This window comes from Thiomonas delicata (assembly GCF_900088825.1).
In the GTDB taxonomy this organism is placed as follows: Bacteria; Pseudomonadota; Gammaproteobacteria; order Burkholderiales; family Burkholderiaceae_C; genus Thiomonas_A; species Thiomonas_A delicata.
Genome location: NZ_LT592171.1, coordinates 1,315,085 through 1,332,862 on the forward strand (window position 1 = coordinate 1,315,085; position 17,778 = coordinate 1,332,862).

At 63.1% G+C, this 17,778-nt stretch carries 19 protein-coding genes; 9 read left to right on the top strand and 10 right to left on the bottom strand.

Features of this window, described 5'->3' with window-relative positions; genetic code table 11:
• Positions 1-19: 19 nt before the first annotated feature.
• A complete protein-coding gene (locus THIARS_RS15710; RefSeq protein WP_094161712.1) occupies positions 20-1,348 on the top strand; it encodes a hemolysin family protein in 1,329 nt (442 codons plus the stop codon).
• Between the two features lie 6 nt (positions 1,349-1,354).
• On the opposite strand, the gene THIARS_RS15715 is transcribed toward THIARS_RS15710, so the two are convergent.
• The 7 genes from THIARS_RS15715 to THIARS_RS15745 all read right to left on the bottom strand — a co-directional run bounded on the left by THIARS_RS15715 (position 1,355) and on the right by THIARS_RS15745 (position 8,273).
• The gene (locus THIARS_RS15715; RefSeq protein ID WP_094161713.1) at positions 1,355-2,035 is read right to left on the bottom strand and encodes an ABC transporter ATP-binding protein; all 681 of its coding nucleotides are present in this window, start codon (positions 2,033-2,035) and stop codon (positions 1,355-1,357) included.
• 10 nt (positions 2,036-2,045) lie between these two features.
• The gene (locus THIARS_RS15720; protein ID WP_094161714.1) at positions 2,046-3,278 is read right to left on the bottom strand and encodes a hypothetical protein; all 1,233 of its coding nucleotides are present in this window, start codon (positions 3,276-3,278) and stop codon (positions 2,046-2,048) included.
• A gap of 227 nt (positions 3,279-3,505) precedes the next feature.
• Positions 3,506-4,498, bottom strand: coding sequence for a branched-chain amino acid ABC transporter permease (locus THIARS_RS15725; RefSeq protein WP_425444253.1), 993 nt, complete (start codon positions 4,496-4,498; stop codon positions 3,506-3,508).
• Positions 4,499-4,500: 2 nt separating this feature from the next.
• On the bottom strand, positions 4,501-5,388 hold the full coding sequence (locus THIARS_RS15730) for a branched-chain amino acid ABC transporter permease (protein ID WP_094161716.1): 888 nt from the start codon (positions 5,386-5,388) through the stop codon (positions 4,501-4,503).
• A gap of 85 nt (positions 5,389-5,473) precedes the next feature.
• On the bottom strand, positions 5,474-6,667 hold the full coding sequence (locus THIARS_RS15735; protein ID WP_094161717.1) for an ABC transporter substrate-binding protein: 1,194 nt from the start codon (positions 6,665-6,667) through the stop codon (positions 5,474-5,476).
• A 38-nt stretch (positions 6,668-6,705) separates the two neighbouring features.
• Complete coding sequence (locus THIARS_RS15740) at positions 6,706-7,491, bottom strand: ABC transporter ATP-binding protein (protein WP_094161718.1); 786 nt, start codon at positions 7,489-7,491, stop codon at positions 6,706-6,708.
• Positions 7,488-8,273, bottom strand: a complete 786-nt coding sequence (locus tag THIARS_RS15745) for an ABC transporter ATP-binding protein (protein ID WP_094161719.1) — start codon at positions 8,271-8,273, stop codon at positions 7,488-7,490. Before THIARS_RS15745 ends, THIARS_RS15740 begins: the two co-directional genes overlap by 4 nt.
• Before the next feature lie 234 nt (positions 8,274-8,507).
• Between THIARS_RS15745 and THIARS_RS15750 the strand changes: the two genes are divergently transcribed.
• The 7 genes from THIARS_RS15750 (at position 8,508) to THIARS_RS15780 (ending at position 14,706) form a co-directional block, all read left to right on the top strand.
• The gene (locus THIARS_RS15750) at positions 8,508-10,031 is read left to right on the top strand and encodes a protein adenylyltransferase SelO (RefSeq protein ID WP_094161720.1); all 1,524 of its coding nucleotides are present in this window, start codon (positions 8,508-8,510) and stop codon (positions 10,029-10,031) included.
• A 52-nt stretch (positions 10,032-10,083) separates the two neighbouring features.
• Positions 10,084-10,506 carry a peptide-methionine (R)-S-oxide reductase MsrB gene (msrB, locus tag THIARS_RS15755; RefSeq protein WP_094161721.1) on the top strand — a complete coding sequence of 141 codons (423 nt, stop codon included), beginning with the start codon at positions 10,084-10,086 and terminating at the stop codon, positions 10,504-10,506.
• 7 nt (positions 10,507-10,513) lie between these two features.
• Entirely contained in the window at positions 10,514-11,050 is a 537-nt protein-coding gene (locus THIARS_RS15760; protein WP_094161722.1) for a septation protein A, read from the top strand.
• Between the two features lie 4 nt (positions 11,051-11,054).
• A complete protein-coding gene (locus THIARS_RS15765) occupies positions 11,055-11,339 on the top strand; it encodes a BolA family protein (RefSeq protein ID WP_094161723.1) in 285 nt (94 codons plus the stop codon).
• A 57-nt stretch (positions 11,340-11,396) separates the two neighbouring features.
• Complete coding sequence (locus THIARS_RS15770; RefSeq protein ID WP_094161724.1) at positions 11,397-12,188, top strand: peptidylprolyl isomerase; 792 nt, start codon at positions 11,397-11,399, stop codon at positions 12,186-12,188.
• A 228-nt stretch (positions 12,189-12,416) separates the two neighbouring features.
• Positions 12,417-13,145 (top strand): osmolarity response regulator transcription factor OmpR, encoded by a 729-nt coding sequence (gene ompR / locus THIARS_RS15775; RefSeq protein WP_094161725.1) that lies wholly within the window; start codon positions 12,417-12,419, stop codon positions 13,143-13,145.
• A gap of 133 nt (positions 13,146-13,278) precedes the next feature.
• Positions 13,279-14,706: a sensor histidine kinase gene (locus THIARS_RS15780; RefSeq protein WP_245845947.1), complete on the top strand. Its 1,428-nt coding sequence runs from the start codon at positions 13,279-13,281 to the stop codon at positions 14,704-14,706.
• 34 nt (positions 14,707-14,740) lie between these two features.
• On the opposite strand, the gene THIARS_RS15785 is transcribed toward THIARS_RS15780, so the two are convergent.
• Together THIARS_RS15785 and THIARS_RS15790 are read right to left on the bottom strand one after the other, a co-directional pair.
• Positions 14,741-15,088 (bottom strand): RnfH family protein, encoded by a 348-nt coding sequence (locus THIARS_RS15785; protein ID WP_094161726.1) that lies wholly within the window; start codon positions 15,086-15,088, stop codon positions 14,741-14,743.
• Positions 15,081-15,515: a type II toxin-antitoxin system RatA family toxin gene (locus THIARS_RS15790; protein ID WP_094161727.1), complete on the bottom strand. Its 435-nt coding sequence runs from the start codon at positions 15,513-15,515 to the stop codon at positions 15,081-15,083. Before THIARS_RS15790 ends, THIARS_RS15785 begins: the two co-directional genes overlap by 8 nt.
• A 134-nt stretch (positions 15,516-15,649) precedes the next feature.
• Here THIARS_RS15790 and smpB point away from each other — a divergent pair, with 134 nt between their 5' ends.
• Positions 15,650-16,099: an SsrA-binding protein SmpB gene (gene smpB, locus THIARS_RS15795; RefSeq protein WP_094161728.1), complete on the top strand. Its 450-nt coding sequence runs from the start codon at positions 15,650-15,652 to the stop codon at positions 16,097-16,099.
• Between the two features lie 91 nt (positions 16,100-16,190).
• Here smpB and aceA read toward each other — a convergent pair whose 3' ends face one another.
• Positions 16,191-17,498, bottom strand: a complete 1,308-nt coding sequence (gene aceA / locus THIARS_RS15800) for an isocitrate lyase (RefSeq protein ID WP_094161729.1) — start codon at positions 17,496-17,498, stop codon at positions 16,191-16,193.
• Between the last annotated feature and the right edge of the window lie 280 nt (positions 17,499-17,778).

Consider the following 17,778-nt stretch of genomic DNA (forward strand, 5'->3'; position numbering starts at 1 on the left):
TGCACCCCAACCTTCTGCCATGACGACGGAAATCCTGATTCTCCTGGCCCTGATCGTGCTCAACGGCCTGTTCGCGATGTCGGAAATCGCCCTGGTCACGGCCCGGCGCGCGCGCCTGACCGCGATGGCCGAATCCGGCAGCGTTCCGGCGCGCGCCGCGCTGCAGTTGACCGAGCAGCCCACGCGGCTGCTGTCCACGGTGCAGATCGGCATCACGTCCATCAGCGTACTCAACGGCATCATCGGCGAGGCGGCGTTCTCGAAGCCCATCAGCCTGTGGCTGCAGAGTCTCGGGCTGTTGCCGCAGTTTGCCAACATCGCCGGCACCGCGCTGGTGGTGCTAGTCATTACCTATCTGTCCATCGTCATTGGCGAGCTGGTGCCCAAGCGCCTTGGGCAGCTGGCGCCGGAGAAGATCGCCCTGGTCATGGCGCAACCCATGCTCGTCCTCGCGCGCAGCGTGTCGGTGTTCGTCAAGCTGCTGTCGTTCTCCACCGACTTGCTGTTGCGCCTGCTGCGCGTGCGCACGGATGCGCCGACGCATGTGACCGAGGAAGAAATCAATGTCGTGCTGGAGGAAGGCTCGGACGCCGGCGTGATCGAGGTGCAGGAGCACGAGATGGTGCGCAACGTGTTCCGCCTCGACGACCGCCAGATCGCCTCGCTGATGACGCCGCGCAACGAGATCGAGTTCCTGGACGTCGAGGACCCGCTGGCCGACAACCTGGCCAAGATCGCGCAGTCGCCGCATTCGCGTTTTCCGCTGGTGCGCGGCGATCTGGACGACGTGCTCGGCCTGGTGTCGACCAAGGAACTGCTCGGCCGCTTCATCCGGCGCGAGGGCATCGAGGACCTGAGCAAGGCGTCGAGCCACGCCATCTTCGTGCCCGAAAGCCTCACTGGGCTGGAACTGCTGCAAACCTTCAAACAAAGCGCGGACCACACCGCGCTGGTGCTGGGCGAATATGGCCAGACCCTGGGCATCGTCACGGTGCAGGACATCCTGGAGGCCATCGCCGGCGAGTTCAAGAGCCATCCGTCCGAGGAGCCCTGGGCCGTGCAGCGCGACGATGGTTCCTGGCTGCTGGACGGCCTGATTCCGGTGGGCGACCTGAAGGACAAGCTGGGATTGAAATCCCTGCCCGAGGAGGAGAAGGCGCGCTACAACACGCTGGCCGGCATGCTCATGCTGCTGCTGGCACGCCTGCCACACACCGGCGACCACATCGACTGGGGCGACTGGCGTTTCGAGATCGTGGACATGGACGGCAAGCGCATCGACAAGGTGCTGGTGTCACGCCCGGACGCGGCCAAGCCGCCGGACGATTTGCCGCCTGACGCCGACTGAACAAGCTCACCTCAAAGATTTCACAGTCGGTCGGTCGGAAAGTCCGCTGCGTGCCTGCGTGCAAGGGCCGTGTGCCATAAAACGGTCCATCTGCAGCACCGTCGCCCCGCAAGCCTCGACGAAACCTGTGTCATGGCTGGCGAACAGGGTCAAGCTTTGTGGCCCGCGTGCCCGGATACGTTGAGCCAGGAGTTCTCGCGTTCGCGCGTCCAGGCCGTTGGAAGGCTCGTCCAGCAGCATCACGCGGGGTTCGCCGATCCAGGCGGCGCAGAGCAGGAATTTCTTTTGCGTGCCCAGCGACATGGCACCGAAGCGGGTCTGCATGTACGGGCTCAGGCCGAGTTGCGCGGTGAGATCGAGCATGGCGGAATCGACCTTGGTCTTTTTGGCCATCGCGACGAAATCCAGTAGGTCCCATCCGCCCATGAACGGGTAGATAGGACTCTCATCAGGCACATAAGACAGTCGCTGACGGGCTGCGAGCGGATCGGTGTTGAGGTTGATGCCGTCGATCCAGACATCGCCGGCGTCGGGGGCGATCGCCCCTGAGAGAATGCCCAGCAGCGTGGATTTGCCGCTGCCATTCGCCCCTTGCAGGGCATAGACGCCGGGAGCCAGATCGTCGCCAATGCCGCCGAATACCAGGTGCCAGCCGAACGCCTTCGTGACATCAGTGAATCGCAGCATCGGCGCGCTCCTATCGAACAACCGCCGCCATCGCCACGCCGGACCAGGCGCTGGCCAGGAGGACCCCCAGCAAAACGGCTTGCCGCCCGCCGTAGATCAACGGGAATCGCAACAAGGCCAGCAGTGCGAAATAGGCCAGGGTCAGGGCCAGCAGCGGCATGGCGGCTGAGCCGAGATGCAGACCCAGTGGAATCAGTAAAACCGCCAGCGGCACCGCGCCCAACGCGACGATGAAAGCTGTATCTTGTACCGCCCAGAAGTGTGTTGGGAGAGGCAGTGCGCGCAGATAGGACAGCACCGGCAGATGTGCCGATCGCAGAATGCGGTAAAGACCGCCGATGATCAGGGCCACGGCAGCCATGGCGAGGATGGCGGTGGGCAAGGCACGGGTGTCGTAGGCAAAGATCTGCATCAGCACGTCGGCGCCCAAAACCAGCCCCATGGCCATCACCATGCGCAAAGCCGTGCTCCCGGCGTGCTGCAACCCCAGGACCTGGATCTGCATACGCCTGGCCGGTGGCAAGAACCGGAAGAACTGCCGAAGACGGTTTTTTCTTCCAGTCGAGGCGCAGCGCAGCATGGCCTGGCGCAAGGACTTGAACAGGCCCGGCGGAACGCACAGGAAGGACATGCCGAAAAGCACGCAGGCGCCAAGGGCTAACCAGCCCGCCGCGCTGGCCGGACGGGTCAGGCTCCAACTCAGCACCCCATCGGCCAGGCCAATCGCGGGCACAGCCGCAGGGTGTCGCTCCAGCACGCCGAGCTGGGCGAGCAGCACAAGGCTGGCCAATGCTCCCGCCGAAGCGAGCAGGAACGCGATGGATATCGGTCCGAACATGCCTGCGGGCGCGACCATGAGCAAGGCTACGACCGGGACCAGTAAAAGACTGTTGGCGGGCAATAGCACCGACACGCTCACCCAGCGCCGCTCGCGCAGAGAAATCGGCAACGCTTGCGCATAGACCATGAATTCACCGCCGAGTATGTGACGGCGTTGCACCATGACCCAGACGAGCGCGATGCCCTGAATCAGCACGATGCGCTCGAAATGCCAAAGGCTGTCGCTGCCGAGACGCAGAACCATCATCAACGGCATGGCAAGGCTCATCACCAGTTTGCCGACCGGCGTTCCAATCGGCACGAACACGCCTGCGATGGCGAATAGTTGCCAATGCCGCACCAGGACGCGGCCGGTAGCGGCGGCATACCAGCGCATGCGCAGAAGGGTCAGTTGGCGGTACATGCCGAACACGTATCCAATCGATGCCTCCTATCTTACTCAGACGGCCACCGATACAACCCGTTCGCGGCGAGTGATTGGAGACACAACACGGCGCGCATTCCGCCTGGGTTCCCAGTGATCTTCCTGCAGGGGATGGAGAACGCACGAAGAAAGTTGATTGGCTTCCTGATGAGGCCCTTGGAAGGCGGCAGGCAGCTATCCGTGCCGCCCGAGTCCCTGCCCCGCCATCATCCTCCGGACGGCTGCGCCCCGCGCAAGCGGGCGCGCAGTTCGCCCACGATGCCGCGCCGGAACAGCAGCACGCAAAGCACGAAAATCGCGCCGATCACCATGCTCACCGAATCGTTGAGCTGGCTGAACCAGTGGATGCCAGTACTGTGCTCCAGAAACCGGGCGATGGTGCCCATCTTCTCTTCCAGCACGGTGATGATGACGGCACCGAGGATGGGGCCGAGGTCGGTGCCAAGGCCGCCCACCAGGGTCATGAGGATGACCAGGCCGGACGTGCTCCAGTGCACATCCGTCAGGGTTTCGAAACCCATCACCAGCGCCTTCATGGCACCGGCCAGGCCGGCGAATCCTGCCGACAACAGGAACACGCCGAGCTTGTAGCGGTTGGCGCGATAGCCAAGCGAAACGGCGCGCGGCTCGTTCTCGCGCACCGCCTGCATCACTTGACCGAAAGGCGAATTCACCACCCGCCGCATGAACCACCAGCTGGCAACGAACACCACGAGCACGACGTAGTACATCACGCGATCGGATTGCAGTGACAGGCCGAACAAGCTGCCGCGCGGAATGCCCTGCAAACCGTCCTCGCCGCCCGTGAAGTTGGCCTGCAAACAGTAGAAATACACGATCTGCGCCAGCGCCAGCGTGATCATCGAGAAGTAGATGCCCTGCCTGCGCACCGCCAGCACCCCCATGACCAGGCCGATGCCCAGAGCCGCCAGCACCCCCAGCAACACCCCGGCCGGCGTGGGCCAGCCCCAGGCGGTGAGCGCCAGCCCGGTGAGATAGCCCGCGCCGCCGAACAAGGCGGCATGGCCGAAGGAAATCAGCCCGGCATAACCGGCCAGAAGATTGAAGGCGCAGGCGAACAGGGCAAAGCACATCATGCGCATGCCCAGTACGGGATAGAGCCCCAGCCAGGGCGCGGCCACGGCCAGGAGCAGCAGAACCCAGGCGACGTAAGCGGGTAAGCGTGTGCGCCAGAGCATGGTCATTTATCCTTGCCGAACAGGCCAGCCGGTCGCACGGTGAGCACCAGGGCCATGAAAATGAACACCACCGTGGTGGAGATGGGCGCATAGAGCACCTTGGCCAAGCCCTCGATCATGCCCAGCGAAAGGCCGGTGACGATGGAGCCCATGACCGACCCCATGCCGCCGATGACGACGATGGCGAAAACCACGATGATGAGGTTCGACCCCATCAGCGGCGAGACCTGGATGACTGGCGCGGCGAGCACCCCGGCCAGGCCGGCCAGCGCCGAGCCGAAACCGAAGGTCAGCATCACCAGCAGCGGGAAGTTGATGCCGAAGGCCTGGACAAGCGCCGGGTTCTCGGTGCCGGCGCGCAGGTAGGCACCGAGCTTGGTCCGATCGATCAGCAACCAGGTGCCGAAGCACACCACGAGGCTGGCCGCCACGGCGAAGGCCAGGTACACCGGCAGGAACATGAAGCCGAGGTTCACCGTTCCGCCGAGCAGATCCGGCGGGCTGTAGGGCGCGCCGGCCACGCCGAAGAATGAGCGGAACACCCCCTCGATGAGCAGGGTGAGGCCGAAGGTCAGCAGGAGGCCGTAGATCGGGTCCATGCCGCGCAGGCGCCGCAGCATCAGGCGCTCGACCAGCACGCCAGCCAGGCCCACGAGCAAGGGGGCGATCCACAGCATCCACCAAAAACCCAGGTGGAAGTACTGCCCGCCCATCCAGGCGAACATCGCACCCATCATGAAGAAGGCGCCGTGAGCGAAATTCACCACATCCATCAGGCCGAAGATCACCGCCAGGCCCAGCGACAACATGGCGTAGAACGCACCGTTGACCAGGCCGAGCATGAGTTGCCCCAGCAGCAGGGGCAAGGGAAAACCAAAGATTTCAGTCAAGCCGCACCTCGAACGTCAACCGTTTCGTTGGGCCGCCTGCCTCGCGTGCCGAGGCGGTGCGAGGCAGGCGGCTCAACACCCCTTCTTACTTGTCCAGCGGACAACCGTAGGCGGCAGCCGGCCCGAACGCATCGTTGCCCGGAATGGTCTGCACGAGCTTGTAGTAGTCCCAGGGCTCCTTGGATTCCGCCGGGGTTTTCACCTGCTCGAGATACATGTCGTGGATCATCAGACCGCTGGGGCGCATGAAACCGTCGTGCATGAACATGTCGTTGACCTTCATCTTGCGCAGCGTGTCCATGACCTTGGTGCCGTCGGTCGTACCGGCTGTCTTCACCGCCTTCAGATAGGTCAGCACGGCGGAGTAGTCCCCCGCCTGCAGGAAGGTGGGCATGGCATGCATTTCCTTGAAATAGCGCTCGGCCCATGCGCGCGACTGGGCATTCTGGTTCCAGTACCACGGCGTGGTAAGGAACAGACCCTGTGCGGCCGGCAGGCCGACGCTGTGGATGTCGGTGATGAACAGCAGCAGACCGGCCAGTTTCATGGTCTTGGTCACGCCGAACTGATTGGCTTGCTTGATGGCGTTATCCGAATCGCCCCCGGCGTTGGCCAGGCCGAGAACCTGGGCCTTGGAAGCCTGCGCCTGCAGCAGATAGGACGAAAAGTCGGACGCGCCCAGCGGCGCGAGGACCTGCCCCACCACCTTGCCGCCATCGGCCTCGACCACCTTGGCCGCCTCGCTTTCCAAGGACTTGCCAAAGGCGTAATCGGCCGTGAGGAAATACCAGCTCTTGCCACCGTGCTTGATCACCGCGCTTGCGGTGCCGCGTGCCAGTGCCGTGGTGTTGTAGGCGTACATCACGGTGTAGGGTGTGCATTGCTTGCCGACGATGCTCGACGCGCCTGCGCCGACCACGAAGAACGGTTTCTTGTATTGCGCAGCGATCGGCTCCATCGCCAAAGCCGTGGCGCTGTTGGTGCCGCCGACCAGCATGTCCACGCCGTCCTGCGAGAAATATTCCTTGGCCTTGCCTGCGGCCAGGTCGGCCTTGTTCTGGTGGTCGAAGGTCAGCAACTCGATCTTGCGACCCAACACCGAGCCGCCGAAGTCGTGGATGGCCATCTTCATGGCGGCGACGCCGCCGGGGCCGTCCACCGCGGAATAGACCCCGGACATATCCGTGATGAAGCCGATTTTCACGGGCGCTTCAGCCCGTGCCAGGTTTGCGGTGCCCAGAGCCAGGGCGAGCGCCCATGCCAGTGTCTTGAGTTTCATGCAAGTCTCCTTTTGTGCGGATGACGATTCGTCCGCTGTTAAATACCCAGTAAACCCCGAAGTTCGGCGCGATGCCGATCGAGATCGGCGCGCGCTATTTCCAACACAATCTGCCCCCGCTCCATGACATAAAAACGGTCGGCCAGATTTGCCGAAAACCTGAAATTTTGTTCGACGAGTAAAATAGAAAACCCCTTTTTCTTCAACTCGGTAATCGCCCGCCCCAGCGCCTGAACAATCACGGGAGCCAGGCCTTCCGAAATTTCGTCGAGCAATAGAAGACGCGCTCCCGTGCGCAAAATTCGCGCCACGGCCAGCATTTGCTGTTCGCCCCCGGATAAACGCGAACCGGGGCTGTTCGCACGCTCCTGCAAATTGGGAAACAGCGCGTAGATTTCCTCCACGCTGATCCCGGAAAATCCAGTTTGCAAACGCGGCGGCAGGAAAAAATTCTCTTTTGCCGTCAGGCTGGCGAAAATACCCCGTTCCTCCGGGCAGTAACCCACGCCGAGCGGCGCCACGCGATGCCGGGGCAAGCCGGACACCTCGTGGCCGAACACGCGGATGCTGCCACTGCGCCCGCTGGTCAGGCCCATGATGGCACGCAAGGTGGTGGTACGTCCTGCCCCATTGCGCCCGAGCAGGCAAACCGTCTCGCCGGGCTGGACCGTCAGGTTGACGCCGTGCAAGACGTGCGACTCGCCGTACCAGGCGTGCAGGTTCTCGATCGCCAGCGCTGCCTGGGCGTCTTGGGAAGCCGACTTCACAGCCGCGTCGCGCCAAGATGGCGCCTCCACGGCCTGATCGTCCGCGGCGGCGCTCATGGGTTGGCCCCCGCCGCGGAACTGAGCGCTCCTTCCGACTCGCCCATGTACGCGGCAATGACCTCGGGATTGCGCGAGACCTCGTCGTAGCTGCCCTCGGCCAGCACCTGGCCGCGTTGCATCACCGTGACGCGGTCGCAGATCTTGGCAATGACAGACATATTGTGTTCCACCATCAGCACCGTGCGCCCCTTGGCCACCCGTTGAATGAGGTTGGTCACCTGCTCGACGTCCTCGTGCCCCAGGCCCTGGGTGGGTTCGTCCAGCAAAAGCAGCTGCGGATTCATGGCCAAGGTCGTGGCCAGTTCCAGCGCGCGTTTGTGACCGTAGGGAAGGTTGACGGCGAGTTGCCCAGCCTGGGCCGACAAGCCGACCAGATCGAGAAACTCCATGGCTGCGTCGTCCAGCCGTTTAAGAACCTGCACGGACATCCAGAACTGATGTGCCAGTCCCGCATGACGTTGTAGGCCGACGCGCACATTTTCGAGAAGGGTCATGTGCGGAAATGTCGCGCTGATTTGAAATGAACGCACCATACCCAGCCTCGCGACATCGGCAGGCTGCATCTTCGTGATATTTCGATCAAGATAATAAATATCTCCAGAACTGGGCTGGAGGAATTTACTCAAGAGATTGAAACACGTTGTTTTACCCGCCCCGTTCGGCCCGACCAGTGCATGAATCGAGCCCTGCGCGATATCCAGATCGACATTTTGAACCGCGGAAAATCCGGAGAAATGCTTGCTGAGCCCGCGTGTACGCAGTATGGATATGTTCGGCATTGTGAGAAATCGTTGTTGGCGCACATTGTGCTGCAATGCACATATTCTGCTCAAGGCCAAGCCCCCTGGGAAAACCCTGATTTTTCGAAAGACAGCCCACGTAAATGTTTCATTTTGTGAGTTCTAATACATCTGGATAGTATGAGGCTTGCGTGCTGCGCAGGGCCCGCAGATGCCGCCCGTCGGCAGGCATAGTGGGCACCAAGGGCATCGCGTCTCGCCGACAATCGCGTTATGGAAATCTGCCAATCACCGTCGATGCGCCTCGACGGCTTGACACTCCGGCAGCCCTATCGCGCCCTGGGGCCGGAGTTTTATCGCGCCGTGCAGCCGCAGGGGGTGCCGGCGCCGACGGTCAGCCTGGTCAGCGACGAGGCCGCACGGCTCCTCGCGCTCGACGCCCCGCACCAGGACGATGACATACGCCAACTCTGGGCGGAGCTGTTCAGCGGCAATCGCCCCCCCGCGGGGTGCGAGACGATCTGCACCGTGTACGCCGGGCACCAGTTTGGCAACTGGGCCGGACAGCTCGGTGATGGGCGCGCCCACCTGCTGGGCGAAACGGACGCCCCCGATGCGCAGCAGAACTGCGGTTTCCCACGCTGGGAGGTTCAACTCAAGGGCGCAGGCCGCACGCCCTACTCCAGGCACGGCGATGGCCGTGCCGTGCTGCGCTCATCGCTGCGCGAATTCCTGGCCAGCGAGGCGATGTGGCACCTGGGCATTCCCACCACCCGCGCGCTCTGCCTCGTCACGTCGCCGCTTCCCGTGCCGCGCGAACGCATGGAAACGGCGGCGGTCGTCACGCGGCTTGCCCCGACCTTCGTGCGCTTCGGCCATTTCGAGCACTTCAGCTACGGCGGCCAACACGACGCCCTGCGGAAGTTGGTCGACTGGACCATCGCCCGCGTCGACCCTGCCTGCGCCGGTGCCGACAACCCGGCGCTGGCCCTGCTGCAGGGAGTCGTGGCCCGTACCGCGCGGCTCGTGGCGCAATGGCAGTGCGTCGGATTCATCCACGGCGTGATGAATACCGACAATATGTCGATACTGGGCTGGACCCTGGACTACGGGCCCTTCGCCTTCATGGACGGCTTCGATCCCGCCCACACCCCCAACACCACCGACCGCTTCGGCCGCTACGCTTGGGCCCAGCAGCCTGCCGTCGCACGTTGGAACCTGCTGGCGCTGGCCCAAGCCCTGCTGCCACTGATCGGGCCGCCGCAACATGCCGTCGATGCCGTGGAGGCCTTCGAGGCCCAGTTCTCGCAGGCCATGCGCGCACGGCTGCAAGCCAAGCTCGGCCTGGACCAGCCGCAACCCGGCGATGACGATCTGGTCGATGCCTGGCTGGCAGCGATGGCCGAGAATCGCAGCGACTGGACCTTGAGCTTTCGCCTGCTCGGCGCCCTGGGCGCGGACCCGAGCGCCCCCGTGCCCCTGGAACTGGAAGCGCTGTTCGCCAAGCGGCCACACCGCTTCCAGGCCTGGATCGCCGACTATCGCGGGCGCCTGCGTCAGAACCTGCTTGGCGACGCCACGCGCAAGCGTGCGATGGACGGCGTGAACCCCCGTTTCGTGCTGCGGCATCACCTCGCGCAACAGGTGATCGCAGCGGCCGAGGCCGGCGATTTCGCGCCGGCAAGGGAACTGCTGGGCGTGCTGCGGCATCCTTATGCCGAGCAGCCCGAACATGCGGCTTATGCCGCGGCGCCGCCGCAGGATGCCGAAGCCCCCGCGCTGTCGTGTTCCTCGTGACCAAGCAAACGCCCTGGCCTTACCACGCTTCAGAAGGAAAGGAAACAACGCCATGCCTCAAACCCCGACCGACGACGCCGAGTGGCGCGCCAAGCTCACCCCCGAGCAATACCGTGTGACGCGCTGCAGCGCCACCGAAGCCCCGTTCAGCGGCAAGTACTGGGACCACCACGCCGACGGCAGCTACCGCTGCGTGTGCTGCGGCTCGGTGCTGTTCGACTCCGCCACCAAGTTCGATTCCGGCAGCGGCTGGCCCAGCTTCACGGAGCCGGTGTGGCAACAGGCCATCGAGGCCGTGGAAGACCACAGTCACGGCATGCTGCGCACGGAGGTGCGTTGCGCCAAGTGCCATGCCCATCTCGGCCATGTCTTCCCCGATGGCCCGGGCCCGGCAGGCCTGCGCTACTGCATCAACTCCGCAGCGCTCGATTTCACGCCTGTCGGGCATGCTGCCGCGCAGGGCAAACAGGGATAATGCCGGCATGAAACTCCTGTTCGACTTCTTCCCCATCATCCTGTTCTTCGTCGCCTACAAGTTCGGCGGCATCTACGTGGCCACCGGCGTAGCCATCGCCGCCACCTTCGCGCAGATCGGCTGGGTCTGGTTCAAGCATCGCAAAGTGGACGCCATGCTCTGGGTCAGCCTGGTGGTGGTGGTGGTGTTCGGCGGCGCCACGCTGCTGCTGCATGACGAAACCTTCATCAAATGGAAACCCACCGTCCTGTACTGGCTGTTCGCGCTGGCGCTGGCCGGGGGTCAGCTGCTCTACCGCAAGAACCTGATCCGCTCCTTGCTCGGCAGCCAGATGGAATTGCCGGCCGTCGCCTGGAGCCGGCTGAACTGGTCGTGGACGGCCTACTTCGCCATCATGGGCCTGCTCAACATCTGGGTCGCCTACCATTTCTCCACCGCCGCCTGGGTCGACTTCAAACTGTTCGGCAGCCTGGCCCTCACCCTCGTGTTCGCGGTCATCCAGTCGCTGATGATCGCACGGTATCTGCCGCAAAAAAGTAGCTGAAGCCATGCGCCGCGTCGAACGCATCGAACAGATTCTGCGCCAGGCTTTCGCGCCCGAGCAGCTGAAGGTCACGGACGATTCCGCAAGCCATGCCGGCCATGGCGGATTCGACCCGCAAGGCAGCCATTTCAGCGTGTTTCTGGTCAGCCGCATCTTCGCAGGAAAGTCAAAAATCGCACGTCACCGGCTCGTGTATGATGCTTTGGCTTCGATGCTGGCGCACGACATCCATGCCCTCGTGCTCGACCTTCACGCACCGGACGAGCCTTACGGATCGCCCCAGTTGTAGGCTGCAAACCTCTCCACGTATTGCAACCCACGTTCACGAACCCCACCCTTTCCCGACATGCACAAGCCACTCCTCAAACTCCTGCCGGCCGCACTGGCCATTGCGCTGTTCAGCCCGCTGGCCAGTGCGCAAACCGCCGCCACCGTCAATGGCAAGCCCATCACCGAGGCCATGGTCAACGTCGTGGCCGAAAACATGGCCAAGCAATCCGGCCAACCAGTCACTCCGCAACTCAAGGACCAGATCAAGAAGGAATTGATCCTGCGCGAAGTGGTGGTGCAGGAAGCCGAAAAGCAAGGCCTGCAGAACCAGAAGGACGTTCAGGACGAGATCCAGATCAATCGTCAGAACATCCTGATCCGCACCCTGTTCGGCGACTACCTCAAGAAGCACCCCATCACCGAGGCGCAGATCAAGGCCAAGTACGACCAGTTCGCCAAAACATTCGGCTCCACCGAATACGACGCCCAGCACATCCTGGTGCCGACCGAGAAGGAAGCCGCGGACATCATCGCCAAGCTGAAGAAGGGCGAGAAGTTCAGCGAACTGGCCAAGAAGTATTCCAAGGACACCGCCTCCGCTGCCCATGGCGGCGACCTCGGCTGGTCCACCCCCGGCAATTACGTCGAGCCTTTCGCTGCCGCGCTGACCAAGCTCAAACCCGGCGAGTACACCACGACCCCGGTGCAGACCCAGTTCGGCTGGCACATCATCAAGTTGGACAAGACCCGCCCGGCCAAGCCTCCGACCCTGGAGCAACTCAAGCCCCAGATCGTGCAGGAACTGCAGCGCGAAGCCGTGCAGAAGTATCAGCAGGAACTCCTGGCCCAAGCCAAGGTCACCCAGTAAACCGTTACCCTGCCCAGCAAAAACCCGGTCCATGGACCGGGTTTTTTGTGTCCAGAATCATGCGGGCAACAAACCCGATGCCATGCAAGATTGGGAGGCTATGTTGAGGATCGCTTGTCGGCCCAGGATCATCGCGGTTACATTTACCAGGCTAGCCCCAGGATTCAATCGCCCCAAGCTCATGTGACCGAACAGGAACACGTTTCTCACAACCCATACTACCCAGCCATGCAACAGGACAAGCCGAAGAAAATTCTGGTCGTCGACGATGATGCCCGCATCAGGGATTTGCTGCGCCGCTATCTGGCCCAGGAAAATTACGAGGTCTTCGTCGCCGAGGACGCCAAGGCCATGCAGCGCGTCACGGTCAAGGAACGCTTCGATCTCATCGTGCTCGACCTCATGCTGCCGGGAGAGGACGGCCTGACCATCTGCAAGCGCATGCGCGCTTCGAAGGATTTCACGCCCATCATCATGCTCACGGCCAAGGGTGAGGACGTGGACCGCATCATCGGCCTGGAAGTCGGCGCCGACGACTATCTGCCCAAACCGTTCAATCCGCGCGAACTGCTGGCGCGCATCAGCGCCGTGCTGCGCCGCCAGCCCAATCCTGAACTGCCTGGTGCGCCGGCGCGTGACGACGAAACCGTGCTGTTCGGCCCTTTCAGCCTCGACCTGGCCCGTCGCGAGCTGTCCAAGAATGGCGAACTCATCAGCCTGACCACGGGGGAGTTCGCCATGCTCAAGGCCCTGGTGCGTCACCCGCGGCAACCGCTGTCGCGCGATCGCCTGGCCGAACTGGCGCGGGGGCGCGACTACGAGGCCTTCGACCGCAGCCTGGACGTGGCCATTTCGCGCCTGCGCAAGATCGTCGAGATCGATCCGGCCCACCCGCGCTATATCCAGACCGTCTGGGGCGTGGGCTATGTGTTCGTGCCCGACACCAAGGACGCCTGAGCCAGAACCCCGGCTCGCTCCGACCCGTGTCCGCACCGCGCCCGCAATCCTGGCGGCTGGTGCCGCCAGGATTCGAAGTGTCATTCCCGAACCGCCACTCCGGCACTTGCGGCTTTCAATCCGCGACTGATCCTTGAACGCCAGCGTGTCGCACCCTCCCGCTCCACACGCATCGCCCGGCGAGCAGAAGATCGGCCTGGCGCGGCGCATCTTCGGCGGCCTGTCGGGGCGGCTCTACTGGCGCACGTTTTTCCTCATCGTGCTGCTGGTATCGGCCAGTCTGGCCGTCTGGTTCCAGAGCTTTCGCGTGCTGCAACTCGGGCCGCGGGTCGAGCAGACGTCGCGCCAGATCACCAGCCTGATCGACCTGACGCGTATCGCCCTGGTCCATTCGGCGCCCGAATACCGCACCGCCCTGCTCGATGAGTTGGTCAAACGGGAAGACATCTACATCTACCCCCGCGTTGCCAGCGATCAATGGGTGCCGATGGCGCACACCGATTTCACCCGCCGCCTGACCAAGTCGGTCGACGCGCGCCTGCACGAAAAGCTCGATTTTGCCGAGGCAGTCAATGGCCGGCCCGGCCTCTGGATCGGCTTTCGCATCGACCACGACGACTACTGGCTTCTGCTCGACCGCTCGCGCATCGATTCCTCGCTCGGCGAGGCCTGGATCATCTGGAGCGTGTTGGCCACGCTTCTTGCGCTCATCGGCGCAGCCATCATCGCGAGTTTCGTCAACCGCCCGCTACGCGACCTCAGCATTGCCACGGCCCGCGTGCGCGAGGGGAATTTCTCGCATCAGCTCAGCGAAACCTCGGGAACCCAGGAAATCCGCGAGGTCAACCGCGGGTTCAACCGCATGGCGCGCGCCCTGCAGGACATCGAACAGGACCGCGCGTTGATGCTGGCCGGGATCTCGCACGATATTCGCACGCCCCTGGCGCGGCTGCGCCTCGAGGCCGAGCTCAGTGTGCCCGATGCCCAGGCTCGCCACGATATCGTGGCCGACATCGAGCAAGCCGACTCCATCATCAACAAGTTCATGGAGTACGCACGCAGCGCAAGCCCGGTGCGGGAGTCGGTGGACCTCCCCGATCTGCTGGCGAAGATCGTCGCCGACTATACGAAGAATCCGGACACCCGAATCCGCATGCCGCGCGATGCGGAGGCCCGGGTGATGGCCGACCCTCTGGAACTGCAACGCATCGTGGTCAACTTGATCGAAAACGCCAGGCGCTATGGCCGCTCGCCTGGAACCAACCGCGTCGAACTCGACATCGGCTTCGCCAAGCGCTCCACCGAAGTGTGCCTGAGTGTGCGTGACCATGGACCGGGCGTGGCCCCAGACCATCTGCCCTTGCTCACCCGTCCTTTTTTCCGCGGCGACGAAGCGCGTACCGCCGCCAAGGGTACCGGCCTGGGTCTGGCCATCGTCGACAAGACCATCGCCCGCATGGATGGCCGCCTGGAAGTCAGCAACGCCAAGGGCGGCGGCCTGCTGGTGCGTCTGTGGCTGCCGCGCGATCCGGCCGACAGCCTGCCCCCACCCCAACTTTGAGGCCGGGACATCCGAGCGGCAATCCCGCCGTTCTTCAAGCTCGGGTGGCACGGCGGTTCGCCGCCGCCTTGCGCGCCCGCTGGCGGCGGGCCTCTTTGGGATCGACCGTCAACGGACGGGTGATATCAATGCGGTCGCCGGGCCGGACCCGCGCGCCTGCAGGTTTGAGCACGCCATAGATAGCCAGCCGCAACTGCCCGCCCGCGTCGCGCCAGCTCGCATCCGGCAGCACGCTTTGCAGGCCGCTCGCCTCCACCGCGTCGGCGAGGCTCGAACCCGAGGGGATGCATACGGTACGAAGCAGCGCAGGACCATGCGCCGGCAACCAGCAAACCTGCACCGTGATGTGGGCCGCAGGTAAGCGCTGCTGCGGCTCAGCCATAGACTTTCTCGGCGCGCTGCACGAAGGCTTCGACGAAGGTCTTGGCGATATGCCCGAAAACCGGGCCGATCACGGCCTCCACCAACCTGTTGGAAAAGCTGTAATGCAGTTCGAAGTCGATCTCGCACGCCTTGTCTCCTTCGAGCGGCTTGAACAGCCAGCGCCCCTGGAGATCGGAAAACGGTCCATCCACCAACCGAAGATGGATCTCCCGGCCTGGAACCTGGGTGTTCTCGGTGGTAAAACTTTGCTTGACGCCCTTGAAGGCGATGTGGATGGTGGCACGCATGCGCTCGGCCGTGGCTTCGTGGATGTCCACCCCGCCACACCAGGGCAGGAATTGCGGATACGAAGCCACATCGGCCACCAAGCCGTACATTTGATTTGCGCTGTACCAGATCAGAACGGACTTGTGGACGACGGCCATGGGTGAGCTTCTTAAAATGACGGATTGTAAAAAACCAGCCAGCCCCCAACTGGTGACACCATGAGCGCGACGCACGGCCGCTCCGAAGGGGCGCGAAGCCCCCACGGAGGGCCGCGCACCGCGCAGGAGCCCACATGAGCATCGCAGAAAATCGCAAGGCCGCTTTCAATTATTTCCTCGAGGACCGCTTCGAGGCCGGCATCGTGCTGGAGGGATGGGAAGTCAAGGCCATCCGCGCCGGGCGCGCGCAACTGCTCGACGGCTATGTGCTCATTCGCGACGGCGAACTGTTCCTCGTCGGCATGAACGTCACCGCGCTGCAAAGCGCATCCACGCATGTGCGTCCCGACGCCAGCCGCACCCGCAAGCTGCTGCTGCACAAGGATGAGATCCGCCGGCTCATCGGCAAGGTCGAGCAGCGCGGCTACACCCTGGTGCCGCTCAACCTGCACTACAAGAACGCCCGCATCAAGGTCGACTTCGCGCTCGGCCGCGGCAAGAAGCTGCACGACAAGCGCGACACCGAGGCCAAGCGCGACTGGCAGCGCGAGAAGGCCAGGATCATGCGGCACGAGAACAAATAGCGCGCATCAAAAAGCCGGACCCTCTCGGGTCCGGCCGGGTGCTTGTCCCCTCACCTCTTCGTGTTTCGCGCCGGCTTGCGCCGCTCGGTTTTCAGGCCACCTTCTTTTCGAAGAACTGCTCGTCTTCGGTCGAGCCCTTGAGCGCCGCCGTCGAGGCTTCGTTTTCGATCGTGGTGGTCACGGCGTCGAAGTAGCCGGTGCCCACCTCGCGTTGGTGCTTCACCGCGGTAAAGCCCTTGTCGGCAGCGGCGAACTCGGCTTCCTGCAATTCGACGAACGCGCTCATCTGGTTGCGCGCGTAACCGTAGGCCAGGTTGAACATGGAATAGTTCAACGCATGGAAACCGGCCAGGGTGATGAACTGGAACTTGTAACCCATCGCGCCGAGTTCTTTCTGGAACTTGGCGATGGTGGCGTCGTCCAGGTTCTTTTTCCAGTTGAACGAGGGCGAACAGTTGTAGGCGAGCATCTTGCCCGGGAACTTGGCGTGGATGGCTTCGGCAAAGGCCTTGGCATAGGCCAGGTCGGGTTTGCCGGTTTCGCACCACACCAGATCGGCATACGGCGCGTAGGCCAGGCCGCGCGACACGGCCTGCTGCAAGCCGGGCTTGGTGCGGTAGAACCCTTCGACCGTGCGTTCGCCGGTGCAAAACGGCTTGTCGTTGTCGTCCACGTCCGACGTGATCAGATCGGCCGCCTCGGCGTCGGTTCGGGCCACGAGGATGGTCGGCACGTTCAGCACGTCCGCCGCGAGGCGTGCGGCCACCAGCTTGGCCACCGCTTCGCGCGTCGGCACGAGCACTTTCCCACCCATATGGCCGCACTTCTTCACGGAGGCCAGTTGGTCCTCGAAATGCACCCCCGCGGCGCCCGCCTCGATCATGGATTTCATCAGTTCGAAGGCATTGAGCACGCCGCCGAAACCGGCCTCGGCATCGGCCATGATGGGCGCGAAGTAATCGATGTAGTCTTCGTCGCCCGGGTTCTTGCCTTCCATCCACTGGATCTGGTCGGCGCGCGTGAGCGTGTTGTTGATGCGCTTGACCACGCTGGGCACCGAATTGACCGGGTACAGCGACTGATCGGGATACATTTCACCGGCCAGATTGGCATCACCGGCCACCTGCCAGCCCGAAAGGTAGATCGCGTTCAACCCGGCCTTGACCTGCTGCATGGCCTGGTTGCCGGTCAATGCGCCCAGAGCATTGACGAAGGGCTCGCGATGCATGTCCTGCCACAGCCGGTGTGCGCCGCGCTTGGCCAGCGTGTGCTCGGTCACCACGGAGCCGCGCAGCTTCACGACATCGGCTGCCGCATAGCCCCGTTGAATGCCGGCCCAACGTGGATTCTGGGCCCAGTCCTGCTGAAGTTGCTGAATTTGCTGCTCGCGCGTTGCCATGAGAGGATCTCCAAGAGTAGAAACAAACGACGCACAAAGCTTACTTCAGATGTGCATCGCAACAGAGTGTTCTATCTTATAGAAGACCATTTTTTATTCCATTGAATATCAATAAGTTACGTATAATTTACCGAATAATAAAACGACAATTCATCATTCTGAACGATCGGCCATTGCTTTGCAGCATGATGATTTCAGCATATGCAATCAAGGGCGCATATGCTGAAAAACGGTTTGTCCCTGCGCGCCCAGGCATAACCTGCACAGCCTCGTCCTCCCT